Source organism: Peribacillus sp. B-H-3, from assembly GCF_048572925.1.
Taxonomy (GTDB): Bacteria; Bacillota; Bacilli; order Bacillales; family DSM-1321; genus Peribacillus.
The window spans coordinates 13,934-38,850 of record NZ_CP183879.1 but is presented as its reverse complement, the minus strand read 5'-3'; the positions used below and the strand labels follow the sequence as shown (position 1 = coordinate 38,850).

Here is a 24,917-nt window from a genome sequence, read left to right as displayed (position 1 = left end):
TTTGGATAAATCCGTTGTTGTTAAAAATGTGAATAAACGCTATAAGCTTTATAATAAAAACTCCGAAAAACTGCTGGACCTTCTGCTTCCAAAAAGCTATGGAGAAGATTTCTTTGCGCTTCGCGACATCAGCTTCGAAGCGGAAAAAGGCGATGTGATCGGATTTGTAGGAGTCAATGGCTCCGGTAAATCAACTCTGTCTAACATCATTGCCGGCATCATTCCCCCAACTGGAGGAAGCGTAGAAATCGATGGTAAAACAGCGCTCATCGCCGTGGCTGCCGGGCTGAATAATCAGCTCACAGGACGGGAGAACATTGAGCTAAAGATGCTCATGCTCGGTTTTGATAAAAAACAGATCCGCAATCTGGAGCCTGAAATCATTGAGTTTTCCGAGCTCGGCAAGTTTATTGACCAGCCTGTTAAATCGTACTCAAGCGGAATGAAGTCGAGGCTAGGATTTGCGATTTCCGTTCATATTGATCCTGATGTGCTGATCATCGATGAAGCATTGTCAGTTGGTGACAAAGCATTCGCAGATAAATGCCTTGAAAAAATGAACGAATTCAAAGACAGAGGAAAAACCATGTTCTTCATCAGCCATAGCTTAGGCCAGATGAAGGAGTTCTGTGATAAAGCCCTCTGGCTTGAATATGGCGAGGTCAAGGCTTTTGGCCCGATTACCGAAGTCATGCCAAAGTATGAAAAGTTCCTCAAGGATTACAAGGCCATGTCTAAGGCAGAAAAGAAAAAATACCGTGAAGACGCGACAGAGAAGCGAAGCAAAGCTACTGTCTGAGAATAGAAAGAGGGAGGGAGGGCTTTTTATAGGCTCTCTCTTTTTTCTGTTTAGGGGCTGGATTTGGGTTTGGCTCGAATCACATGGAATCTGGCTCGGATGGAGCAGAATTTCGCTCTAATGGACGGGGATTTGGCCCGAATCAGGGTGTAATTGGGTTCGGTTATCCATTTAATTGGAAGAAAATAAGTTGAATTGTACTGAAAGAGTTTTTTACATGGGGAACCTAAACAGGGGCCAAAGTTATATCTTGTTGTGTTTTTGAGGCTGGAGAATTCGATTTGGCTCGAGTCACATGGAATCTGGCTCGAATCGAGCAGGATTTCGCTCTAATGGACGGGAATTTGGCTCGAATCAGGGTGTAATCGGGTTCGATTATCCATTTAACTGGAAATTAAGAAGCCCGTTTTGTATTGGAAAAGTAAATTAATGGCCCTTTTTTCTTATGGAGAACCTAAACACGTGGACAAAGAGCCATTTTTTAGAGAATATCACTATTTTCTTTTCTTCAGGGTACTTTTCGACGATAATGATGAGAGAGAATTTACATATTCTTAATAATAGGCATAGTCATGAGAAAGGCTGAATAGCTATAATGAGTTCAATTATTAATGTGTTATCCATACCATTTTTTAATACAAATAAAGCGTCGTTTATTCGGGATGTTCTTGTACCGCGAATCCTGAAGCGAGAAAAGACGTTCATAGTAACAGCAAATCCGGAGATTGTGGAATATGCAAATGAACATGAAAGCTACAAAAAGATTATCCTTGGAGCAGATTATATTATTCCTGATGGAGCTGGGATCATTCTTGCTGCCAAGATGCTGAATACACCCCTTGAGGAGCGCGTGCCGGGCTTTGAGATTACAATGGAGCTGCTGAAGGTGGCCAATGAGCATCATCTTGGTGTGTATATGCTTGGAGCGGCAGAAGACGTGATTGAGGCTGCAGCAGCTGAGGTGAACAGGCAGTACCCGAATATCCGCTTGCACCATCACCACGGATATATAGATATTAATGATCAAGATCTAGCGCATAAAATCGCGGGACATCAGCCTGATATGATTTTCACTGCACTGGGATTTCCAAAGCAGGAGGAGTGGATATCACAGCATTCCCATTTATTTGAATCGGGCGTGTTCATGGGTGTCGGCGGAACCTTTGATATCCTTGCAGGGACTGTCAAACGGGCGCCAGAATTCTGGCAGAAGCTGAACCTGGAGTGGCTGTACAGGCTCATTCAGCAGCCATCGAGATGGAGAAGGATGCTGGTTTTGCCTCTTTTTGTCGTTAAGGTCATGCTTTCAAAGAAAAGCCGGGCTTGAAACTAATCCTTTCCTTCAATCGTCTAATTAAGTGCTGATTCATAAAGGATTGAATTTAGGTTACCTTAAGAATAGGGGGATTTGCAGACTGCGGTTCCGACAAAAGCAGAAGGACTTTTACAAAATTCTTCAGGCATGAAAACTTATTGTAGTGTTTTCTGTTGAAAACATATATAATTTGTAGTTGAGAGTGATTTATTTATTGAATTTATGTAAATTTATAAAGTGAATATATATGTGTGGTTTCGACATTGTAAAGAACAGGGTATTACACGATTATGATGAATGCTGAATGAAGAGGTGGGTCATATGTTGATAGGAGCCTTGTTGACAGCTTTTTTCCTGTCAATAGTACTGACTCCGTTTGTATCTAAGCTCGCCTTTAAATGGGGAGCTACCGATAAGCCAAATGAACGTAAGGTCCATCAGAAGATCATGCCGCGGATGGGCGGTTTAGCGATATTTTTAAGCTTTGCGATTTCGTTTCTTATTTTTCGGCCGGATGTTCCAAATGAAAACTATTTGCCGATTTTAGCAGGCGCCTGCCTGATTGTCTTAATCGGAATTTTTGATGATATTTATGAATTAAGCGCTAAAATGAAGCTTGCCGGACAGGTGGGCGCAGCCCTCATCATTATCTTCTGGGGCGGCATCCAGGTTCAGTTCATCAATCTTCCTTTCGGAGGAGAGCTTGAATTTGGGGCGCTGAGCATTCCAATTACAATCATCTGGATTGTTGGAGTCACAAATGCCATTAACCTTATTGACGGCCTGGACGGGCTGGCAGCAGGTGTTTCATCCATTGCTCTGGTCACGATTTCCGTCATGGCGCTTGTGATGGGAGACATCTTTGTAGCAACAATTTCCTTAATTGTAACAGGCAGTTCACTTGGCTTTTTGAAATATAACTTTCACCCGGCCAAGATTTTCATGGGCGATACAGGATCGCTGTTCCTTGGATATATCATTGCTGTCCTTTCACTATTAGGATTTAAAAATATTACAGTCATTTCATTGATTGTACCGATCATTATACTTGGTGTACCGATTTCAGATACCATTTTTGCCATCATCAGAAGATTGGTGAACAAAACACCGATTTCGGCGCCGGACAAGTCCCATTTGCATCATTGCTTAGTAAATGTCGGATTTTCGCATAAACAGACTGTTGTCCTTATTTATGCACTTGCTGCATCATTCGGGCTCGCGGCCATTATCTTTTCCTTCGCTACCCAGTGGGGGGCATTGCTGATTGTTGCGATTCTATTAATCACAATTGAAATAATAGTAGAAAAGGTAGGCTTGATCGGATCGAACTACCAGCCGCTGCTGAAGATGTTTGCACCGAGAAAACAGAAGCCTTAATAAAAAAGCGCCCTAATCTTCTTGTTCAAGAACGAGCTGATTAGGGCGCTTTTTTATATAAGATATGGGAGGCCACGAATATCTGTAGATTTTTGTCTGGAAGGCCTGAATACTAAATAGCCGAGCTTATAAAGCATCCCTACGTTCCAATCAACCGGCAAGTTTAACAGAGCTATATAAAAACCCTCCGCAGTCTTTGCGGAGGGTTTCGCCGTTTAGTAGGAAGAGCTGTCTGCTGAACCGTTTGGGTCGTCCTTAGAGGTGACATTCAAATGCTTCTGCAGGGCCGCTTTCACTTCTTCGACGGATGCTTCATCAAGCTTATAATAGTAGATGCCGTCTGTGTAGTTGTCGGCGCCTTTGAGTTTGATAGTTTCAATGTTAAGTCCTGCGCCGCTTGTTACATAGCTTAAGAACGACTTCATTTCGGTGAACTTAAGATTTGTTTCCATGTTGTTGCCCACTGCCTGGATGACGTCTGCATATTTGGTAACAGCGCCGACAGATGTTGCCTTTGTCATGATCGCTTTTAATATCTGCTGCTGGCGTTCGCCGCGCTGGATATCGCTGTCGTGGTGTCTTGTTCTGGCAAGTGCGAGAGCTTGTTCACCGTCAAGGGTTTGCATGCCCGGCTTCAAATGAATGGCTTCTTTATGGTCTTTAGAGTCTTGTTCGCGTAAATCATACGGTACATCAACATCAATGCCGTTTAAAGCGTCCACTACATCGATGAAGGCATTGAAGTTCATGCGGACATAGTAATCAACGGGAACGTCAAGCAAGTGCTCTACAGTCTGGATCGTGGTTTTTGGCCCGCCGTATGCATGGGCCGCATTAATTTTTGTATACCGGTCTTTGCCTGGAATGTATACATAAGAGTCACGCGGGATGCTGAGCAGTTTAATAGATTTCTCTTTTTTATTAAAAGTGGCAAGCATAAGGGCATCAGATCTGGCATGGCCATTAAATTTACGCTTTGTGCTGTCATCTACCCCAATGAACAGAATGGACACATTGTCCGCCATTGGATTGACAGCCGTTTTGCGCTTATCCGAGGTGCCGATAGATTTGTAGGAATCGTCCATCACGCTTTTTGCCTTCACATAGATGGAAGCCGCATAAGCAGAAGCTCCTAAGCCAAGGATGAATAGGGGAACGAGAAACAGTAAAAGTTTTCTGCGGTTTTTCTTTCTTTTCCTAATCTTGTACACACGCCTTCTTGCCATTGTTACTACTCCTTTAAAAAAACAGCAGCTCTAAACTGCCATCTTCTTTTTCTAGATGATATAGTTGTAAATCAAAATTCATTTTACCTTGAATTTCACCATCCGTAAAATAAAATTTTCTTTACAAATAAGGAGTGACACTGTAATAAATGAAATCAATGCTAAACATCTGTCTCTAGATAGATCGTTTCCCCTTCGGTAATGATTCCCTGCCCATTCGTCAATTCTGTCATCCAATCGATGAATTGCTGTTTCTCGCAGGCAGCGACATAGGTCTGGAAGATGACTGAATCAAGATATTCTATCTCTTTAATAGGAAACGATGAAGACCGCAGCTCATTTTCCACTTTTCCAAGCCAAGTGTATTCAAGCTTTGTATGCATGACGGCCGTAAGCTTTCTTTCTACAACGCCGATTGCCTCAATTCCTTCTGATGTGCTATTGCTGTAGGCGCGGATCAGCCCGCCTGCACCTAGCTTAATGCCGCCGAAATAACGGGTCACGACAACAGTGGTATCCTTCATATTCTTTTTCTTCAATACTTCTAGAATTGGCACCCCAGCCGTCCCTGAAGGCTCGCCGTCATCATTCGCCTTTTGAATCAGGTTTTGTTCGCCAATCATATAGGCTGAACAGTTGTGGGTGGCATCGCGGTATTTTTTCTTGATTTCCTGGATAAATGCTAAAGCTTCTTCCTCTGTTTCAGTTCGGGCGATAGAGGCAATGAACCGCGATCGCTCAATTACAATCTCATTTTCTCCTTGTCCCTTTACAGTCAAATAATGTGGAAGCAAAATGATTCTCCTTTCTATTGGGGTTTCCCCCGTCAGATCCAATATGCATATTGAATTATGGCAATGGGCCTTTTTTGTTATTGTTCTATAGATCAATAGTGAGTAATTAGACCTAGTAGGGTGGTTTTAAGCGATAAGACTATTTTACTATAATGAATAGTTCCCTTCATTTATCGGTCGAATGTAATGTAAAGGTAACGGAATGTAAAAGAATTTTAATATATCCAAGAAAATTCCATGATATAATTAGTACTAATGTTCAATTAAACTACTATCGTAAAATAGTGTTGTATGCTTAAAAGAATATTTTCCATAAAAAATCAAGAAATGTTTTTCGACATTCATGTCTCTTTACCCATTTTTTCAGGGATATCAAGGGTTGTAACTGCATAATAGCCTCAGGGTTTTGAAATATATGGACGAAATATAAAGATTCTTCCATTTGATTCTTTTGTATAGTATGGATTAGGATAAAGGATATACTAATCAATTTCTATACATTGTGTGCGATGTGTTTTTTAATAAAATATATCGCTTCTTGTATCGTATCTCTTTTCCTAATATTTTTACAGTAATTCGCCGTATTTGCTCTGATATTTGTTACAATGAAGAGGGAATAAGTGTAAAGTCAGCTGTCAACGAAGGTTGCTTTTCATTGATGGGATTACTGAACACAGCGAGAGTGGATACGATCACTTACATAAACCAATTTGTTCATATAAGCGGAGGAATCCTGATGTCCATTAACCAATTAGATATAAATTCTTTGGACATGATATTAGAAACCATGGTGAAAACTGTAGGTGACAGCAAATCTGAAATCTTCGAAATTGAAGAGCAGTGCCGCCGTGACTTTGAAGAGTCTTCTAAGGAGCTTGAAGAAATCCGGGTGCGGGTTTCCACAGTCATTGATGAAAGTGATTCTCTGGACACAAAAGCCCGCTATGCCAGAAAACGGCTTTCAGAGGTTAGCATGTTCTTTAATAATTTTTCAGAAGAACAGGTTCGCGATGCCTACGAGAAGGCGCATAAGCTGCAGATAGATCTGCAAATGAACCGTCAACTCGAAAAACAGCTCCGTGTACGGCGCGATGATCTTGAAAGAAGATTAAAAGGCTTGCAGCAAACGATCGACAGAGCTGATCATCTTGTTTCGCAAATATCCGTTGTCCTTAATTATCTCACGAGCGATCTTAAACAGGTTGGCGAGGCTCTTAAGGATGCACGGCGGAAGCAAGACTTTGGCCTGAAGATCATTGAAGCCCAGGAAGAGGAACGAAAGAAGCTTTCCCGCGAAATTCATGATGGTCCTGCCCAGATGATGGCGAACGTGATGATGCGTTCTGACTTGATCGAGAGGGTCTACCGCGACCGCGGCGCAAATGAAGCTATGACAGAAATTAAAAGCTTGAAGGTCATGGTCCGAAATGCGCTTTATGAAGTCCGCAGAATCATTTATGATCTGCGCCCGATGGCACTGGATGATCTTGGGCTGATTCCTACCCTAAGAAAATACCTGCAGACAACCGAAGACTATAATGAAAATGTTACATTAAGCTTCATAAATCTCGGGGAAGAAAAGCGGCTGCCTCCGAAGATGGAAGTTGCGTTATTCAGGCTTGTGCAGGAATCCATCCAAAATGCCATCAAGCATGCCAGTCCGAAGAACATTTCGGTCAAGTTGTCGATGACACGCGAAATGGTCATGGTCATGGTGAAGGATGACGGCAGCGGATTCGACGCCTCACAGCAAAAAGAAGGCTCGTTCGGCCTGATGGGAATGAGGGAGCGTGTGGATCTTCTTGAAGGAGAAATCACGATTAATTCCCAGCCTGGCATAGGCACGCTTGTCATGATCCAGGTACCTTTAAAAGTATAAGCAAAGCATATAAAATTTTAAAAAAACAGAAAACGTAGAATTAGGGGGGCGAAGCCCGTGACAACAAATATAATCATTATTGATGACCATCAGCTTTTTCGTGAAGGGGTAAAAAGAATATTAGACTTCGAAGATTCTTTCGACGTTGTGGCAGAAGGCGACGATGGCAGCGATGCAATCAGCCTTGTTGAAGAACACAATCCAGATGTTGTATTGATGGACATCAACATGCCGACAGTAAACGGAATCGAAGCTACAAAGATGCTGATCTCCCAATATCCGGAGACAAAAGTAATCATCCTGTCCATCCATGACGATGAAAACTATGTGCAGCACGCTTTAAAAACAGGTGCACAGGGATACCTGCTGAAGGAAATGGATGCAGATGCCTTGGTAGAAGCAGTCAAGGTAGTAGCTGACGGAGGTTCTTACCTTCACCCGAAGGTCACTCACAATCTGGTGAGAGAATACCGCAGACTCGCTACAGAGCCGAACTCTGACAGCAGCAAGTCATCTTTTGGCCCTGAAATCAGAAGGCCGCTGCACTTGCTTACACGACGCGAATGCGAAGTGCTTCAGCTATTGGCTGACGGAAAAAGCAACCGCGGCATAGGGGAAACTTTATACATAAGCGAAAAAACCGTCAAAAACCACGTGTCCAACATTCTTCAAAAAATGAATGTAAACGACCGCACACAAGCCGTAGTCCTTGCAATTAAAAACGGCTGGGTGGAAGTGAAATAATATTATATCGGAAGAAGTCTGGCTCCTATGGGGCTGGGCTTTTTTTTTGAGCGTTGCTAAAAGAGCGTATCTTTAAGTTTGGCTCAAATCAGGATGTATTTGTAAATGATTATCTGTTAACTGGAAAATGGTGCGGAGGCTGAATCTCTGTTAGGCTCTTAAGAAGAATCGGCATAATCAGGGTTTGGCTCGAATAAAAGGGTATTTCGCTCTAATGGAGGGTGAATTGGCTCGAATGGGACTCTATTTGGCTCTAATCAGGACCCAATCGTAATCGATTATCCATTTAAATGGAAATTATATGCTGTTTTGAATTAGTTTCTCAGAAAAAAGCTGCTTTTTTAAAGAGTGATATGTTCTTAGAATGACTTTTTTAAAGAAAACATCATTCTTTTAATGAAAAAGCGTATCTAAGGCAGGAAAATTCGGCGGCAGAGTCAGTTCCAATTCAAAAAACTTCCCGTGTCTGTTTCATCACCAAGGGTAACTATATAATGCATGATGAGTTGATTTCAGATAGAATGGTGTATATATCAGAGGCTCATTATCTTTTTATAAGGGATGGTTTTATTCTATGAAAACGGCAGTTGTAACGGATAGCACTGCGTATATATCGAAAGAAGTGCGTGATGAGCTTAACATACATATGGTTCCGCTTCATGTTGTTTTTGGAAACGAGGTTTACCTGGAAGAGGTGGATTTGACAGCGGAGCAATTTTACGTGGAAGTTAAAAAAGCAGATAAGCTTCCGACTACCTCGCAGCCTCCAATTGGGCAGTTTGTGGAGAAATTCGAGGAGCTTGCAAAGGAGTATGACGCTGTTATCAGTGTACATCTGTCGAGCGGCATCAGCGGTACCTATCAGGGTGCCATTGCGGCAGGCGAAATGGTCGATAATCTTGATGTGTACGCGTTTGATACAGAAATCAGCTGCATGGTGCAGGGCTTTTATGCAATCGAGGCAGCCCGCATGGCAAAGGACGGCAAAAGCCCTAAGGATATCCTGGAGCGGCTCGAGGAAATGAAAGCATCGGCACGTGCGTACTTTATGGCTGACGATCTCCGCCATCTCCAGCGTGGAGGCCGCCTGAACAGTGCACAGGCATTAATTGGAAGCTTGCTTCAGGTTAAACCTCTGCTGCATTTTGTAAACAAGGTGATCGTTCCGTTTGAAAAAATCAGGACCAGAAAAAGAGCGCTAAAACGAATTTCGGACCTGCTGGCAGAAGATGCTAAAGATGGCGGGCAATATAAAGCGGTCATCATTCATGCTATGTGCGAAGAAGAAGCGAAGCAATGGCGCGATGAGCTTCAGGCAGAAATCCCGAATGCTGATTTCGGCATTTCCTATTTCGGACCGGTAATCGGGACTCATATCGGAGAAAGCGCGATGGGGATGGGCTGGTACAAAGTATAATGTTTTGGTGCAGGCAGTCCTTTTAGGGCTGTTTGTTTTTATTAGGCAGGATTTTTAATCATATGCACCGAATGGATTCCCTGGAGGTGTTACATGAAAAGAGATTTTCCTTTTTTAAAAGAGCTGCAAAAGCATTTATATGGCCGCTCGCTTCTTGCTGAAGAAATTCCCTTCCCTCTTGAAACGATTGGGTATCATCAGGAACGGGGTTACGTTTCGGGCACTCCTGGTGTTGAAAAAGAAAAAGGTCGATTTGTTTGCAGGAGGTGCGGGTGCCGCGAGCAGAGGCTGTTTTATTCTTTTCCTTGCAAACGCTGCGGGAAGATGTGCAGCTATTGTCGTTCCTGTATCATGATGGGACGGGTGAGCGAATGCTCGCTTTTGTACAGCTGGTCTGGTGATCATTACAGTTTCGCTGTACCGGAAAATCCTATGCTATGGGATGGCACGCTTTCCCAAGGACAAAAAACAGCCTCTGAAGCAGTTGCAGAAGCGGTAACCAGAAATGAAGAGGTTCTGGTCTGGGCAGTCTGCGGTGCAGGAAAAACAGAGGTATTGTTCCAGGGAATAGAAACAGCTCTGAAATCGAAAAAGCGAGTTTGTATTGCCACTCCGAGAACAGATGTCGTTTTAGAGCTAGCTCCCCGGTTGAAGCAGGCTTTCCCTGGTATTGATGTGGCTGCACTATACGGGGGCAGCGAAGAGCGGCACATCCTTGCCCCTCTCACAGTCTTGACCACCCATCAGTTATTCCGTTTTCAACAGGCCTTCGATACAATCATTATCGATGAAGTTGACGCGTTTCCTTACTCGATGGATTTCTCCCTTCAGTATGCTGCAGAAAAATCAAAAAAAGCTCAATCCTCAACCATTTACCTTACCGCCACTCCTTCAAAAAAGATGCAAAGTTCAGCCAAAACAGGCAAGCTCACACATGTCACCATTCCGGCACGCTATCACCGAAAACCGATTCCTGTTCCGGAGATGAAGTGGTGCGGCAATTACTCTAAACAATTTTCAAAAAAAGTAATTCCGGTACCTATCAAGGACTGGTTGAAAAAACGCCTTGAGGCAGAAACACCGATTTTGCTGTTTTTCCCGAGCATTGTCATGATGGAAAGTGTTCTTCCTCTTTTTCAGCATCTTCATGAAGGGTTAATTTCGGTACACTCTCAGGATCCGGAGAGAAAGGAAAAGGTAACAGCCCTCCGCAAAGGGGAAGTACTCGGGCTTTTGACAACGACCATTCTCGAGCGGGGTGTCACGATTCCAAGGCTGGATGTGGCTGTAATTGGAGCAGAGCATGAGGTGTTTTCAGAAAGTGCGCTTGTCCAGATTGCAGGCCGTGTCGGCAGAAGCTCACAGCATTACAGCGGCAATGTTACTTTTTTTCATTACGGCAAAACAAACAGCATGATGTCGGCGGTGCACCACATTTCACTTATGAACTCTGAGGCGAAGAAAAGAGGGCTGCTGGATGAGTAATTGCCCGCTGTGTGATACTGAAATAAAGCAGCCTCTAACTTGGAATAGTCTATTTTTGAACAAAGAAGAAAATGTCTGTAAAACTTGTTCAGATCAGCTGCAGTTCCTTACAGGTGAAACATGCTCTAGCTGCTGCAGGGTGCTTGGTGATGATTTCCGGGAGGGCGAGGTGTGCAGTGACTGCATCAGGTGGGAGCAGGATCCGGAATGGAGAGGTATTCTGAAGAGAAATGTGTCTCTGTTTCACTATAATGAATTTTTAAAAGAAACGATTGCGAAGTTTAAATATCGGGCAGATTATGCGATTGCTTTTGCGTTTTCTTCTTATATAAAGTCTGCTTTGCCGAAAATGGAGTTTGACCTGCTTGTTCCTATCCCGTTAAGCAGTGAGCGATTGTTTGAGCGGGGATTCAATCAGGCCGAAGCACTGGCGGAATGTGCGGGCCTTAATTGCACGGATATTCTGGCAAGGATACACAGTGAAAAACAATCAAAAAAATCACGAAAAGAACGGATGGTCATTACGAAAATTTTTCAGGTAAAAAGTCCTGATTTTGTGATTGGGAAAAATATATTGCTACTGGATGATATTTATACAACAGGCTCGACAATCAGGAATGCTGCCAAAGAATTGTTGCTAGCGGGGGCAAGTTCGGTACATTCCTTCACGCTTGCCAGATAATTTTTAAAAAATTCTTCACTTTTCCTTAAAACTGTTCGATATAAAAGGCAGAGAATATGAAAAGGGGAATAGAGATGGAATTAAGCAATTGCCCAAATTGTGATTCACTGTTTGTGAAAAATAATTTCCGTGAAGTTTGCGATAGCTGCTATAAAGAAGAAGAAGCAAATTTTGATAAAGTATATCAATATATCCGGAAAAGAGATAACAGAACGGCGACCATGGCGCAGGTTGTGGAGACTACTGAAGTGGAAGAAACGCTGATCATCCGGTTCATTAAGAGCGGGAGACTCCGGATTGCCCAGTATCCGAATCTTGGCATTCCCTGTGAAAGATGCGGCAAATCAATTCGTGAAGGAAAGCTTTGCGGGGACTGCACAAAGTCTCTTCGTACTGATATCTATAATCTTGAAAAAGAAGAAAACCGTCAGCGCGAAATAGAAGAACGTTCAAAAAAAGCCACGTATTATACAAAGTGAATGCACGGAGCTTGCAGATATTTCTATATCTATCTGCAGGCTTTTTTCGTTAAATTCAAGTAAAATAGAAGTGAGTAGAGATATTATGACAAAGGTCCCTGTATCGTAGGATAAAAGGCCTTATTTCGACAATAGGGTAAAAAATTTGTCAATAATAAATTTATAAAATGTGATAAAAAATTTTTAATGGTGTCCGATAATACTTTTAGGGAGAAAATATAAATCGGCCGAAAGAGAGGGTTACGTAATGAAAATTAATCAAACTTTTGGTGCTTCAGGGGTAAACCCTTACAATCGCCAAACAAACAAAATCGACCAAACAAAACCAGCAGTGAAGGCGTCTGATAAAGTAGAAATTTCATCAACGGCTAAAGAACTGCAGCAGACTTCGCAAATTCCTGCCCAAAGACAGGCAAAGGTAGAGGAATTGAAGCTTCAGGTGCAAAATGGAACCTACAAATTAAATGCACAAGAAACCGCTAAAAGCATTCTAAATCACTTTAAAAAATAAAGAGACGGGAAAACCGTCCGTTTACCAGACCAAAAATTAACACATCAGCAGGGGAGGGGAAAACAATGTCCGCCGCAAACATCATCACAGCGCTTGAAAAATTAATCAAGCTTCATAAAAGCCTGAATAACCTGGCGCAAAGAAAAACAAACATCATCAAGGTAGGCGACATGGACACCCTCAGCCAGCTGCTGATGGATGAACAAAAGCATATAAAAGCAATCGAGCTTACAGAGAATGAAAGAGAAAGAGAAGTTCAAAGCTATTTGCTGAAACAGGGAAGAGCAACGAACACAGCGACCATTACAGATGTAATAGAAACCTCTTCAGATAAAGAAAAAGCACAGCTGGTAGCATTAAAAGCCCAGCTCCTTGATGAAGCTCGCATGCTTAAGGAGCATAACTATCTGAATCAGCAGCTCATCTATCAATCTCTGCAATTCGTCAATTTAACACTAGATATGCTGAGGCCGCGCAATCAGAATTTCAATTATGAAAAGCCGGTTCAGCAAAAACATAGTCAGGCATCAACTGGGATGTTTGATTCTAAAGCGTAAGAAGAAAGACATGTGCCTGTTTGCTTCCTGGCTTAATAGGCACCGTGTTACATACAGTTAGGAGGACAAACACTCATGGTTTCTACTTTTATGGGACTTGAAACAGCACGCAGAGGCATGACAGCCCAGCAAAGCGCGCTATATACACTAGGCCACAATATCTCCAATGCGAATACCCCCGGATATACAAGACAGCGGGTGAATTTCACACAAACCACTTCTTTTCCTTCTGTAGGGATGAACGCCCCGCAAATACCTGGCCAAATGGGAACCGGCGTGCAGGCAGGCTCCGTGCAGCGAATCCGTGACAGCTTCCTGGACACCCAGTACCGTGGCGAAAGCAATAAAGTCGGTTACTATGGAACGCTAAGCGATTCTCTCTCTAAAATGGAAGGCATTATGAATGAACCATCTGACAGCGGCCTGCAAAGCACAATGGAGAAGTTCTGGAATTCACTCCAGACACTATCGAGCAATCCGGAAAACTCCGGAGCCCGCGATGTCGTAGCAGCAAACGGACAGATGGTTGCTGATACCATTAACTATTACTACAACTCGCTCTCAAGCATTCAAACTGATATCGGGAACCAAATTGATGTAAAAACAAGCAGCATCAATTCGATTATTGATAACATAGACCAGTTAAACCACCAGATTGCATCCGTCGAGCCGAATGGCTATCTGCCTAATGACCTCTATGATCAGCGGGATGCTTTAGTTGATCAGCTTTCTTCTATGATCAATATCAAGGTTTCATCTGTAAAGCCGGCTAATTATGGAAATGCAAAGCCTATTGCAGAGGGCTTGTATAACATAGAACTGATCAATAAAGAAGGAAAGCCTTATACTCCCGCAATCTCACTGATTCCTGTTGATTCACAAAATGGAATGCAGGCGGTGAATAAGCTGACTGTTAATTATCAAAACGCTTCAGATCCTAAGGGTGCTGTGACAGGTGTGCAAATTGGTGCACAAACAGTAACAGACATGAACTTTTCCGGTGAGCTTGCAGGGGCCATTGAGAGCTATGGCTATACTAGTAGCACAGCTGAGGTAAAGGGAACATATCCTGATATGCTTAATCAATTGAATAAAATGACAGAGGCCTTTGCGAATGAATTTAACAAGATTCATAGTGAAGGATACGCACTTGGCGCTTCAGCGAAGTCAGGCATGGATTTCTTCAGATTTACAGACGGAAATGCAGCAAAGTCTATCACTGTTTCTAAGACAATTTTAGATAATCCTGAAAATATCGCGGCAGGAAAAAACAGCGGAGCTTCCGGGGATAACGGAAATGCCCAAGTTTTGGCTGATTTAAAAAAGGTAAACTTTAGTGATTATGCTTTTTATAAAGACCCTGCACATCAATTGCCGGATGGCTTAACAGGAAGCTTTGATTCTTTTTACGCCGGACTTATCGGCAAGCTTGGAGTAAACTCCCAGAGCGCCCAAAAAAACTCCTCGAACTCACAGGTGCTTGCGGACTCAGTTGATAAAAACAGGCAGTCAGTAAGCTCTGTATCGCTTGATGAAGAAATGACAGATATGATCAAGTTCCAGCAGGCATACAATGCATCTGCAAGAAACATTACAATCGTCGATGAAATGCTCGATAAAATAATCAACGGCATGGGAACAGGCGGAAGATAAAGGAGTGAAATAAGATGCGTGTAACACAATCAATGCTAACAGGTAATATGCTGCGGAATTTAAGCAACAGCTATGACCGGATGGGGAAACTGCAGGATCAAATCTCCACCCAAAAAAAATTCTCCAAGCCTTCTGATAATCCTGTTGCCGTCATGATGGGCATGAACTATCGCAAAGGCTTAAACCAGGTACAGCAGTTTTCACAAAACATCGGTGAAGTGAAAAACTGGGTAGACAGTACGGACGGCGCTTTGGATCAAGCAACATCTGTCCTTCAGCGGATTCGGGAGCTAACCGTACAGGCAAGTAATGGCACCCTTGAAGGTGATCAAAGAAAAAGCATTAATGAAGAAGTGAAGCAGCTAAAAGAGCAGCTTGTAAATATTGGGGATACGCAGATTGGCGATAAATATATTTTTAACGGCCAGCAGACGAATGTCCGTCCCTCTGATACAGGGAATTACGGCAGCGGAAGTATTGAGCTTGAAGTGTTTTCAGGCATTAAGCTGCAGGTAAATACAGATGGATCTGCACTTTTTGGAGATTTGAAAGATCCTAATGGAAGCATTAATAAGTTAATTGCCGGTTTAGAAAATAATGATCCAAACATCAGCAATATGCTTGGGGGCATTGATGATAAAATCAACCAGGTGCTTTCTGTACGTGCCCAGGTTGGTGCAAGGCAAAATAGGGTGGAGCTGATGGAAGACCGTCTCAGCCAGCAGGAGACATTTGCCACACAGGTACTTTCTAAAAATGAAGACATTGATATTGAAAAAGCCATTATGGACCTGACCACTCAGGAAAGTGTCCAAAAGGCAGCCCTCAGTGTTGGTGCCAGAATCATTCAGCCATCTCTAATGGATTTTCTAAGGTAAAAGCTATCTTTCATGAGATAGCTTTTTTTATAAGGGAGGAATACGATGCAGCTGCCTCAGATAAGATTACAGTCACAATTTGTACAATTAGGATTAAACATACAGCAGCCAAAGCAGGAAATAGAACAGCCGCAGGCCATACAATCCATAGAACAGCCGCAGGCCGTTGTGACAATGGAAACCACCCCAGGACAATTGACCATTGATCAGACAAAAGCAAGAGAGGATCTGGATTTGAAAAATCTATCAAAAAGAGTGGAAGAGTTTGCACAGAATGGCTACCAGGATTGGCTGAGCGGATTAGCCAGGCGTGCAGAGCAGGGGCGTGAATTAGCTGCAATTGAAAATGGAGGAAATCCAATTGCCTCTCAAGCCAGGCAAAATAGCGAAGGACCCGAGAAGCAATTCAATATCGGCTGGATTCCTTCTTATGGCAGTGTCAAAATAAACTACAAGCCTGGTAAGGTAAACATACAAGTAGAACAGCAAAAACCTGTCATTAGAGCAGAAACTAGAAAGCCGATCCATAATTACACACCAGGAAAAGTAAACCCTGAAATTTTGCAGAATAACAGCCTAGATATAGACTTTATAAACTTATTTCCAGAAAAAAGTGAGTGAAGGGTGAAAAAATGAACATTACAACGAAGTTTCATGGAGAGCAAGAAATTAAAAAAGACGATATTTTAACCTTTGAAACAGGGATACCAGGATTTCTCGAGGAAAAGAAATTCTGTATTCTGCCATTGGAAGACAGTCCTTTTTACGTACTGCAATCAACCAAATCTAAAAATACTGCATTTATAATGGCTGATCCTTTCACTTTTTTTAAAGAGTATGAATTCGATTTAGCAGATGAAGTAATGGAGAACCTGGAAATCCAGTCAAATGAACATGTTGCGGTTTTCGTCATTCTTACTATTAGAGAGCCTTTTAATGAAACGACTGCCAATCTGCAGGCACCAATTATCATCAATACAAAAGGTCTGCTAGGCAAGCAATATATTATAAATCGGGGCGCCTATACAACAAGACACAAAATTATCAGTTCCTCAGAACGAAACAATGAGGTGGGCTTATAATGCTGGTGCTAACGAGAAAAACGGGTGAATCAATCATGATAGGCGATGATATTGAAATCACAATAGTGGCTGTTGAAGGAGAACAGATTAAACTGGGCATCCAAGCACCAAAAGACATTGACATTCATAGGAAAGAGATTTATTTATCCATCCAGCAGGAAAACAGTGCTGCCATGAATGCGAAGTCTAATCTATTAAGCAGCCTAAATGACTACTTTAAGAAAAAAAACAAATAAACTCTTTTATTTGCTAAATATTTGTTAATTACAGACGATATTATCTATGTAAGGGTGAACAGTGAAGAGGCGGCCGACTTAATCGCTGTTCTCCGAAAATTAAACCACATGGATGTGGGCTAAAACTCAAGGAGGAAATAAACATGCAAATCAATCACAATATTGCTGCATTAAACACGTTTAACAAGTTAACAACTGCATCTAATGCACAAGGTAAGTCAATGGAGAAATTGTCTTCAGGTCTTCGTATTAACAAGGCTGGAGATGATGCTGCAGGTCTTGCAATCTCTGAAAAAATGCGTGGGCAAATCCGCGGATTAGATCAAGCATCCCGTAATGCTCAAGATGGTATCTCTATGATCCAGACTGCTGAAGGTGCTTTAAACGAAACGCATGATATTCTTCAACGTCAGCGTGAACTTGCTGTTCAAGCTGCTAATGATACTAACACAGCTGATGACAGAAATGAAATTCAAAAAGAGATTGGCCAGTTAAACTCAGAGATTGAAAGAATCGCTGGAACAACTGAATTTAACACTCAAAAATTGTTGAATGGTAGCCTTGGTGCTTCCGCAACTTCTAATACACCAGCAAATGTTGCTGTTGTTTCTTCAACTGGATTAAAAGCAGGAAATTACACTGTAACAGTTAATACTGCAGCTACTAAAGCAGCATTAACAGGAAGTGCAACATATGCTGATGATGCAGCTGTAAATACTGCATTTGGTGCAACAGATAAGGATATTACTGTAAACGGCGTGCAAATTGATACTACTGCTGTTTCTACAGGTCAAAAGTTAGTCGATGCTCTAAATGCTAAATCAGCTGAAACTGGATTTACAGCTAGCTGGACTGCTACTCAGGGTGTGAAATTTACAGCGAATGAGTTTGGTTCTGGTAAATCATTAACTTTTGGTGGGACAAATTCTTCTTTACTTGATAGTGGTAGCACTGCTATTACTCAAGGTAAGGACGCTGTGGCAACAATCGCTGGTCCTGATGATACAAAAGTGGTTACAGGTACTGGTCAGAAACTAGTTTATGGCTCTGCTGAATTTACTGCTACTGCCACAACTAATGGACAAGCTGCGACAGTTAATGTTGCTTCTACAGGTGTAAGTTTCCAAATTGGTGCAAACAAAGACCAAAATATGCTAGTTGATATTAACCAAATGGATACAACTACATTAGGAAATGCTACTGATAAAATCAAAGATGTTAACGTTTTGACAACTGATGGTGCAAACAAAGCTATCAAAACAGTTGACGATGCAATCAAGCAGGTTTCTGGTGAGCGTTCAAAATTAGGTGCATTCCAAAACCGTTTAGAACACACTATTAACAACGTGAACACATCTTCTGAAAACTTGACTGCTGCTGAATCTCGTATTCGTGACGTAGACATGGCGAAAGAAATGATGAACCAAACTAAAAACTCTATTCTTTCTCAAGCTGCTCAAGCTATGCTTGCTCAAGCTAACCAACAGCCACAAGGCGTACTTCAACTACTTCGTTAATATTCGCTTAGTTGCTTAAGAGACTCTAGGAATTATCCTAGGGTCTTTTTTTCTGTCTTACCCCAATTTATAAGCTTATTGGTTTTTGTTTCTATTTTTTCATTATCATCTTAGTTTTAACTCTAAATATTAATAGTTTTTCTCCGATATAAAGAGTAAAGCTATTAATTTTTGGAGGAGAAAGTGATGCTTGATCGTCTTTCGGTAAATAACCTTTCCTCTCAGCTAAGAACTGCTAACACAGAAGGAATCCCAAATTATAATCAAAAAGAAAATGACGCTGTTGCCAGTCCTGAGATAAATCAGGATCAGGACGACAACAGTCCAGTTAAGAAAAAAAAGATAGAAGAAGTAGTAGATAGTTTAAATCAGTTTCTTGAGCCTACACATACTTCTTTGAAATTTAAGCTCCATGAAAAGCTGAATGAATATTATGTGACTGTTATAGATGATAAAACACAAGAAACTATCCGTGAGATTCCTTCTAAGAAGCTGCTCGATTTTTATGCGGCGATGACGGATTTTGTTGGGATTATGGTAGATAAAAAGATATAGGCGGGTGAAAGTATTTGGTACGTATAAGCGGTTTGGCGAGCGGGATGGACATTGATTCTATGGTAAAGCAGCTTATGACTGCTGAGCGTGTGCCTCTTGATAAATTAAATCAAAAGAAACAGACAATGGAATGGCAGCGCGATGATTACCGGGATATGAATAGTACTCTGCTGGATTTGGATACAACCATCTTTAATGGAGTCGGAAAGCAATCATCCTTTATTAAAAAGAATGTAACTATTTCAGATTCTAATGTGATTTCTGTAAGAAACATTAACTCTACGAGTGATTTTTCAGGATCAGTTAGCGTGATATCTTTAGCGACTTCGGCTTCCATCATGAGCAAGACAAAAACTGGGATAACGAATTCTAGTAAAACATTAAGTGATTTAAATATACCTGGTGGAGATATTACAATTCAGGCAATAACTAAAGATGGAGTTATGGAAACAGATCCATATAAATTAACTATTGACCCTAAATTAGATACATTAGATAGTGTGATTGCAAAAATTAATGCTAATTCTGGGGTGACTGCTTTTTATGATTCTTCATCTCAAAAAATATCCATCACTGCTAAGAATTCTGGTAACGTTAAGAGTGGACCAGAGATTTCTTTATCAGGTGCCTTTTTTAGTTCAATGAATGTAGATTCAAACAATGATGATGCAAATGTAAATAATGCTGGTACCGTAGGAGCAGATGCACAATTTAAATATAACGGCTTGCAAACATCAAGACCATCTAATACGTTCCAAATAAACGGTGTCGAAATAACATTAAAACAAGTAATGAGTTCAACAGCTTCAGATATTACTTTCTCATCCGCACCTGACACAGATTCAATCATTGATACGATTACAAAGTTTGTCACGAAATATAATGACACAATTAAAAAGATTAAAGACAAAACAGATGAGCCCAAGTACCGTGATTACCAGCCTTTGACTCAGGAGCAAAGAACGTCCATGAAGGATGATGATATCAAACTTTGGGAAGACAAGGCGAAGAGCGGAACCTTGAGAAATGATTCTGTGTTGGGCAGTTCTCTTACGAAGATGAGATCTTCACTTTATACCAGTGTTCCTGGTACTCAAACTTTCAGCCAGCTAAGTGCGATCGGCATTACAACAACAAGCAATTATTTAGATGGCGGAAAATTGACAATTGATGAAGATAAACTGCGTGCTGCGATAGCGAAAGATCCAAATGCCGTTTATAACTTGTTCAATAAGGACGGTGCCACTTCTGCGGATAAGGGCCTTGCCCGACGCTTAAGAGATGACATCAAGGGTACAATGACCGATATTGAAAGCAAAGCAGGTAAAACATCTTCTGTTAATAATACTTTTACAATCGGTAAGCTCTTAAACTCAATCGGTACTCAAATTACAAGCTTTCAGGATAAGCTGACTAGTACCGAAACCCGTTATTATAATCAATTCAATGCCATGGAACAAGCCATTCAAAAGGCTAACTCACAAAGCGGATATTTAACACAAATGTTGAGTAAATGATTTTTCTAAAGGAAGTGTAAATGATGGCTCTTGGTAATCCTTATCAGGCGTATCAGCAGAACTCGGTAACGACGGCATCACCTGGAGACTTAACTCTTATGCTTTATAATGGCTGTCTGAAATTTATCACATTAGCCAAAAAAGCAATTCAAGAAGATAATATTCAGGAGAAAAATACGAATTTAATCAAAGCGCAAAAAATCATTCAGGAACTAATGGTGACTCTCAATATGGATGTTGGGGTATCCAAGGATTTGATGTCACTATATGATTACTTGAACCGCCGTTTGATTGAGGCTAATCTAAAAAGTGATTTAGCCATTCTTGAAGAAGTGGAAGGCTTTGTGACAGATTTCCGCAATACGTGGAAGGAAGTTGTCCAGCTTAACCGCCAAAAACAATTTAGTCAAAACGGACAAGCCTAATGGAGGCATTGCTTGCATATCATACTCTTTCACTTAAATTAATAGGTTTGTTAGAAGAGGCACCAGCACATGAGCGGGATGAAAAAATTGCCGGGATTCAGGAGCTGCTGAATCAGCGGGATGAAGTGATGAAGCATATTTCACCGCCGTTTTCTTCTGCTGACCAAGAGCTGGGCAGAAAGCTGAAGGTGCTTGATGCCAAGGTGATTCAGCTGCTGGATGAGCAAAAAGCAGTTATTCAGAAAGACCTCAAGCAGCTAAGCGCTAAAAAAGAATCCTCTCGTAAATATGTGAATCCCTATCAATCTCTTGCAACAGACGGGATGTTCTACGATAAAAGAAAATAACCATCAAAACCGCTTATGACAAGCGGTTTTTTTATTTTGGGTTCATTCAGCAATTACAGCAAAAATTCGACAATTTTTTATTATGTGTTTGTGAAGGAATTGTAAAGGGTATTGAAGAATATAACAATTATAGCTTTATTTTTTTGAAGGAGGACTCGTTTTATGAATTATAACGTTCGCGGTGAAAACATTGAGGTAACTCCAGCAATTAGAGAGTACATTGAAAAGAAAGTCGGGAAATTGGAGAGATATTTTAATGACGCTCCGAATTCCAATGTTCTGGTGAACTTAAAGGTGAACAATACCAATTCCTCTAAGGTGGAAGTGACCATCCCGATGCCGAATCTGGTATTGAGAGCTGAGGAAGAAAATCCCGACATGTATGCAGCAATTGATTTGATCAATGATAAACTTGAACGTCAAATTCGTAAACATAAAACGAAAGTGAACCGCAAATTCCGCGGTCCAGGCGGTGCTACCCAGGAAATGTTCGCCACTACCCTGGAGGAAGCGGAAGCAGTCCCGGCTGTTGAAGAGGATGAAAGCGATCTTGAGGTTGTCCGCAACAAGCGCTTTGATTTAAAGCCGATGGACAGCGAGGAAGCGATTCTTCAGATGAATATGCTAGGCCATAATTTCTTCGTTTATACAAACGCAGAAACGAACACGACCAATGTAGTGTACCGTCGCAAGGATGGCCGATACGGACTGATTGAGCCAAGCTGAAATTATCAATAATGAACCAGAATAGTCGAAGCCCTGCACACCCAGCTGCAGGGCTTCTTTATGTCTATTTGTTCCTGTTAATAAGCTTTGTTTACTAATTGCTGATTTTAAAACTTGTTGATTGGAGTGGAAGACGCTTGACTCCTGGGGGATGTGCGTTACAGGCGAGACCCCGCAGGAGCGCTAGCGACGAGGAGGCTCGGCGACGAGGAGGCTCGGCGAACGCCCCCCGGAAAGAAAGCGTCTGGAGCGGAAATCAAGAGGCAAGTTTAATAAATTATTTAAATACAAAAAGAGTGTAAAATATAGAAAATTCAAAATAAAGAACGAAAAGAAATAATAAATAGATATATCCGAGGAATTTCTTCTTTTAAAACTGGTTGGTTTGTAATATACTCAACTTATAATATATTCTTTATAAAGAACCAAAATAGTGCGATATTAAGAATGAATGGCGGTGGAATATTGGTTCTATCCCGGGTGACAACGCATCAGAAACTGAAGAATAAAAAGAAAAAGCGGTACAGGGTCTATGCAGGAACGGTCCTGCTGGCGGCGATGATTCCCTATATGTCTGTCCCGACATATGCTTTGCTGACAGATCAAGTCCAGGAAACGGGCCAGGGAGTGGAGGCTGCCTTTGTTTTTCCTGTAACAATCAAGGAACTTGCTGAAAAGGCCGTGGAGCTGAAGGCGAAAATGGATACATACGCTGCAGAGGCAGAGAGCACTGCCGGTAAGATTTCATCCTCGGAGACGGCAGCAGGAGCAAACGCCCTTGTTGATTCCGTATCCGCCAAGTATTCAGCAGCAGAGGCTTCAAAAAAAGAGCTGGAAAAAGTGGTGAAGCAGCTGCAGGATTATTTTGACCGGGCTCAAAAGGAAAAGGATGAAAGCAAGGCGATATTGGAACAAGCAAAAAGCAGTGATTCTCTGACAGGAGAAAATCTTAAACAGGTTCAGTCGTTACTTGGTGACGGTACTTCCCAGAAAAATTCTGGTGATGAAGCGGTTGCTGTTGATTCAGATGTGCTTGAGAAAATCGGAAATAAAGTGAAATTTTATGATCGCGTTTATAGCTATGTAGAATCAGGCTTCAAAAAGGCAGATAAAGAAAATACAGATGCTGATGAAACACTTGCGCGCATGGATTCTATATTATCAAGTGCCCAAGCTGCCGCAGCTGGTGTAGAGGAACGGATTAAGGAAGAAGAAAGAAAGAAAAAAGAAGAGGAAGAAGCAAAAAAACAGGCTGAGGAAGCGAAGAAGCAAGAAGAAGCCAAGCAAAAAGAAGAAAACCCTCCAAAAGGAGAGAAAAGTGATAAGCCTGAGAGCGGCGACAATGGGCAAGAACCTAAACAGGGAAATGACAATAAGGGGCATAATGAATCAAAAGGGCCGGCTGGAAGTAGTGATACCAGCAAAGGAAATCCTGATCCGGGAAAAGAAGATGATTCTGCAAAACAAACCTCAGAAACTTCTCCAGCCCAGCCAGGAAATGATGATTCAGCGGCTGGCACTGATAAAAATGCTCCTTAAAAACAGCAGGGAGTGGAATCGTGAAAAAAAAAATCGGAAACACATTGACTGTTTTATTAGCAGTGGTACTGATTGTCCTTGGATATACAGCTGTTTCTTCAAAAATCACGGGTAAGGCCCCGAGCTTATTCGGATACGAAATGCTCACCGTTCTTTCAGGATCCATGGAGCCTGTATTAAAGACGGGATCTGTTATTGCGGTAAAACCGCTTGAGAATACAGATGCGCTTAAGGTGAAGGATATCATTACCTATCGTGCTGTGGATCAGCCGGAGATGCTTATCACCCATAGGATTAAAAAGATTATCTCTGAAAACGGAAAAAGAGTTTTTATCACAAAAGGGGACAGCAACAATATGGAAGATACCATTCCTGTTCCTGAAGATCATGTACTGTTTCAGTACAAGGGGCTGATGATTCCTTACATTGGAGAAGTATTGGCTTTTTCAAAAACGAAAACAGGGATTTTGTTTCTATTTATCATTCCGGGAATATTGATCTTTTTATGGCAGTTCCTGAAAATATGGAACGCAGATAGTGCAAGCGAAAAACGGAAAGAGCCGATTTCCTGATTAGGAGATTACTACTGAATAGAAAGGAAGAATGCTATGGGAAAGAAAGCGAAGGCGGGGTTATCCATCGGGGCCATTATGCTTGCAGCTGCATTGACGGGCGGCGGGACATTTGCCTTTTTCTCGGACTCTGTCACGCAGTCCGGCAGCACATTCACTGCTGGCGTCGTGAAAATCGAGGATGTTTCAGAAACTAAGGGTTTTTCTTCATCACAGTATATTTCCGCGCTTGCACCAGGAGATTCTGAGACTAATACTGTTACGGTAAAAAATACTGGGAATCTTGATGTTTGGGTCAGAATTAATGAAGAAGCCTCGAATGCCACCAAAACAGGCGCACTTTTCAGCGGTGAAACACCTGTTGTGATCACCTATGACAGCGACGGGGCGAAGAAGCTTGCCCCTAATGAAACGGCCACTTTCAAAGTGACCTATGAATTTCCCCTAAAAGCAGATAAAACCTACCAGGAAGCACAAGGGAAATTTGATGTGGTATTTGATGCTGTCCAATCACGGAATAACGATGAAGGAAACGGACCTAAAACGTGGAATTGATTGCATGAACAATAAGTTATAAATTTACTCCAAAAAACTGCAGACATATC

Annotated in this window: 27 protein-coding genes; 25 read left to right on the top strand and 2 right to left on the bottom strand. The window is 41.7% G+C overall.

All coding sequences use genetic code 11. From position 1 onward, the window contains the following. Window position 1: 1 nt before the first annotated feature. The 3 genes from tagH to ACN6MY_RS00210 all read left to right on the top strand — a co-directional run bounded on the left by tagH (window position 2) and on the right by ACN6MY_RS00210 (window position 3,491). Entirely contained in the window at window positions 2–799 is a 798-nt protein-coding gene (gene tagH, locus ACN6MY_RS00220; protein WP_419882296.1) for a teichoic acids export ABC transporter ATP-binding subunit TagH, read from the top strand. A gap of 595 nt (window positions 800–1,394) precedes the next feature. Then, window positions 1,395–2,126: a WecB/TagA/CpsF family glycosyltransferase gene (locus ACN6MY_RS00215; RefSeq protein WP_419882295.1), complete on the top strand. Its 732-nt coding sequence runs from the start codon at window positions 1,395–1,397 to the stop codon at window positions 2,124–2,126. Between the two features lie 309 nt (window positions 2,127–2,435). After that, window positions 2,436–3,491 carry a glycosyltransferase family 4 protein gene (locus tag ACN6MY_RS00210; protein ID WP_419882294.1) on the top strand — a complete coding sequence of 352 codons (1,056 nt, stop codon included), beginning with the start codon at window positions 2,436–2,438 and terminating at the stop codon, window positions 3,489–3,491. Window positions 3,492–3,706: 215 nt separating this feature from the next. Here ACN6MY_RS00210 and ACN6MY_RS00205 read toward each other — a convergent pair whose 3' ends face one another. Continuing rightward, window positions 3,707–4,717 (bottom strand): LCP family protein, encoded by a 1,011-nt coding sequence (locus tag ACN6MY_RS00205; RefSeq protein ID WP_419882293.1) that lies wholly within the window; start codon window positions 4,715–4,717, stop codon window positions 3,707–3,709. Between the two features lie 161 nt (window positions 4,718–4,878). Then, complete coding sequence (locus tag ACN6MY_RS00200; RefSeq protein ID WP_419882292.1) at window positions 4,879–5,511, bottom strand: YigZ family protein; 633 nt, start codon at window positions 5,509–5,511, stop codon at window positions 4,879–4,881. A gap of 736 nt (window positions 5,512–6,247) precedes the next feature. Between ACN6MY_RS00200 and ACN6MY_RS00195 the strand changes: the two genes are divergently transcribed. From ACN6MY_RS00195 to ACN6MY_RS00090, 22 genes are all read left to right on the top strand, one after another. Continuing rightward, entirely contained in the window at window positions 6,248–7,390 is a 1,143-nt protein-coding gene (locus ACN6MY_RS00195; RefSeq protein ID WP_419884267.1) for a sensor histidine kinase, read from the top strand. Window positions 7,391–7,447: 57 nt separating this feature from the next. Next, complete coding sequence (locus ACN6MY_RS00190) at window positions 7,448–8,134, top strand: response regulator (RefSeq protein WP_071351782.1); 687 nt, start codon at window positions 7,448–7,450, stop codon at window positions 8,132–8,134. Between the two features lie 574 nt (window positions 8,135–8,708). Continuing rightward, complete coding sequence (locus ACN6MY_RS00185; protein WP_419882291.1) at window positions 8,709–9,551, top strand: DegV family protein; 843 nt, start codon at window positions 8,709–8,711, stop codon at window positions 9,549–9,551. Window positions 9,552–9,644: 93 nt separating this feature from the next. Further along, complete coding sequence (locus tag ACN6MY_RS00180) at window positions 9,645–11,036, top strand: DEAD/DEAH box helicase (RefSeq protein WP_419882290.1); 1,392 nt, start codon at window positions 9,645–9,647, stop codon at window positions 11,034–11,036. After that, window positions 11,029–11,718 (top strand): ComF family protein, encoded by a 690-nt coding sequence (locus ACN6MY_RS00175; protein ID WP_419882289.1) that lies wholly within the window; start codon window positions 11,029–11,031, stop codon window positions 11,716–11,718. The genes ACN6MY_RS00180 and ACN6MY_RS00175 overlap by 8 nt, the downstream gene beginning before the upstream one ends. A 74-nt stretch (window positions 11,719–11,792) precedes the next feature. Next, window positions 11,793–12,197 (top strand): TIGR03826 family flagellar region protein, encoded by a 405-nt coding sequence (locus tag ACN6MY_RS00170; protein ID WP_419882288.1) that lies wholly within the window; start codon window positions 11,793–11,795, stop codon window positions 12,195–12,197. 247 nt (window positions 12,198–12,444) lie between these two features. After that, window positions 12,445–12,708, top strand: a complete 264-nt coding sequence (gene flgM, locus ACN6MY_RS00165) for a flagellar biosynthesis anti-sigma factor FlgM (RefSeq protein ID WP_419882287.1) — start codon at window positions 12,445–12,447, stop codon at window positions 12,706–12,708. Between the two features lie 65 nt (window positions 12,709–12,773). Further along, window positions 12,774–13,265, top strand: a complete 492-nt coding sequence (locus tag ACN6MY_RS00160; RefSeq protein WP_419882286.1) for a flagellar protein FlgN — start codon at window positions 12,774–12,776, stop codon at window positions 13,263–13,265. 75 nt (window positions 13,266–13,340) lie between these two features. Continuing rightward, the gene (gene flgK / locus ACN6MY_RS00155) at window positions 13,341–14,918 is read left to right on the top strand and encodes a flagellar hook-associated protein FlgK (RefSeq protein WP_419882285.1); all 1,578 of its coding nucleotides are present in this window, start codon (window positions 13,341–13,343) and stop codon (window positions 14,916–14,918) included. Window positions 14,919–14,932: 14 nt separating this feature from the next. Beyond that, the gene (gene flgL, locus ACN6MY_RS00150; protein ID WP_419882284.1) at window positions 14,933–15,796 is read left to right on the top strand and encodes a flagellar hook-associated protein FlgL; all 864 of its coding nucleotides are present in this window, start codon (window positions 14,933–14,935) and stop codon (window positions 15,794–15,796) included. 45 nt (window positions 15,797–15,841) lie between these two features. Then, on the top strand, window positions 15,842–16,417 hold the full coding sequence (locus tag ACN6MY_RS00145; protein ID WP_419882283.1) for a DUF6470 family protein: 576 nt from the start codon (window positions 15,842–15,844) through the stop codon (window positions 16,415–16,417). An 11-nt stretch (window positions 16,418–16,428) separates the two neighbouring features. Then, window positions 16,429–16,878 (top strand): flagellar assembly protein FliW, encoded by a 450-nt coding sequence (gene fliW, locus ACN6MY_RS00140; protein ID WP_419882282.1) that lies wholly within the window; start codon window positions 16,429–16,431, stop codon window positions 16,876–16,878. Continuing rightward, window positions 16,878–17,114 carry a carbon storage regulator CsrA gene (gene csrA / locus ACN6MY_RS00135; protein ID WP_090988698.1) on the top strand — a complete coding sequence of 79 codons (237 nt, stop codon included), beginning with the start codon at window positions 16,878–16,880 and terminating at the stop codon, window positions 17,112–17,114. The genes fliW and csrA overlap by 1 nt, the downstream gene beginning before the upstream one ends. A 143-nt stretch (window positions 17,115–17,257) precedes the next feature. Further along, entirely contained in the window at window positions 17,258–18,631 is a 1,374-nt protein-coding gene (locus ACN6MY_RS00130) for a flagellin (protein ID WP_419882281.1), read from the top strand. A gap of 186 nt (window positions 18,632–18,817) precedes the next feature. Continuing rightward, complete coding sequence (gene flaG, locus ACN6MY_RS00125; RefSeq protein ID WP_419882280.1) at window positions 18,818–19,186, top strand: flagellar protein FlaG; 369 nt, start codon at window positions 18,818–18,820, stop codon at window positions 19,184–19,186. A 44-nt stretch (window positions 19,187–19,230) separates the two neighbouring features. Further along, complete coding sequence (locus ACN6MY_RS00120; RefSeq protein ID WP_419882279.1) at window positions 19,231–20,703, top strand: flagellar hook-associated protein 2; 1,473 nt, start codon at window positions 19,231–19,233, stop codon at window positions 20,701–20,703. Between the two features lie 23 nt (window positions 20,704–20,726). Then, window positions 20,727–21,128: a flagellar export chaperone FliS gene (gene fliS, locus ACN6MY_RS00115; protein WP_419884266.1), complete on the top strand. Its 402-nt coding sequence runs from the start codon at window positions 20,727–20,729 to the stop codon at window positions 21,126–21,128. Continuing rightward, window positions 21,128–21,475, top strand: a complete 348-nt coding sequence (locus tag ACN6MY_RS00110; RefSeq protein WP_419882278.1) for a flagellar protein FliT — start codon at window positions 21,128–21,130, stop codon at window positions 21,473–21,475. The genes fliS and ACN6MY_RS00110 overlap by 1 nt, the downstream gene beginning before the upstream one ends. 162 nt (window positions 21,476–21,637) lie before the next feature. Further along, window positions 21,638–22,201, top strand: a complete 564-nt coding sequence (gene hpf / locus ACN6MY_RS00105) for a ribosome hibernation-promoting factor, HPF/YfiA family (RefSeq protein ID WP_071351766.1) — start codon at window positions 21,638–21,640, stop codon at window positions 22,199–22,201. A gap of 447 nt (window positions 22,202–22,648) precedes the next feature. After that, window positions 22,649–23,740, top strand: coding sequence for a hypothetical protein (locus ACN6MY_RS00100; protein WP_419882277.1), 1,092 nt, complete (start codon window positions 22,649–22,651; stop codon window positions 23,738–23,740). Between the two features lie 20 nt (window positions 23,741–23,760). Beyond that, window positions 23,761–24,312, top strand: coding sequence for a signal peptidase I (locus tag ACN6MY_RS00095; RefSeq protein ID WP_419882276.1), 552 nt, complete (start codon window positions 23,761–23,763; stop codon window positions 24,310–24,312). Between the two features lie 36 nt (window positions 24,313–24,348). Beyond that, the gene (locus ACN6MY_RS00090) at window positions 24,349–24,867 is read left to right on the top strand and encodes a TasA family protein (RefSeq protein WP_419882275.1); all 519 of its coding nucleotides are present in this window, start codon (window positions 24,349–24,351) and stop codon (window positions 24,865–24,867) included. The last annotated feature ends 50 nt before the right edge of the window (window positions 24,868–24,917 follow it).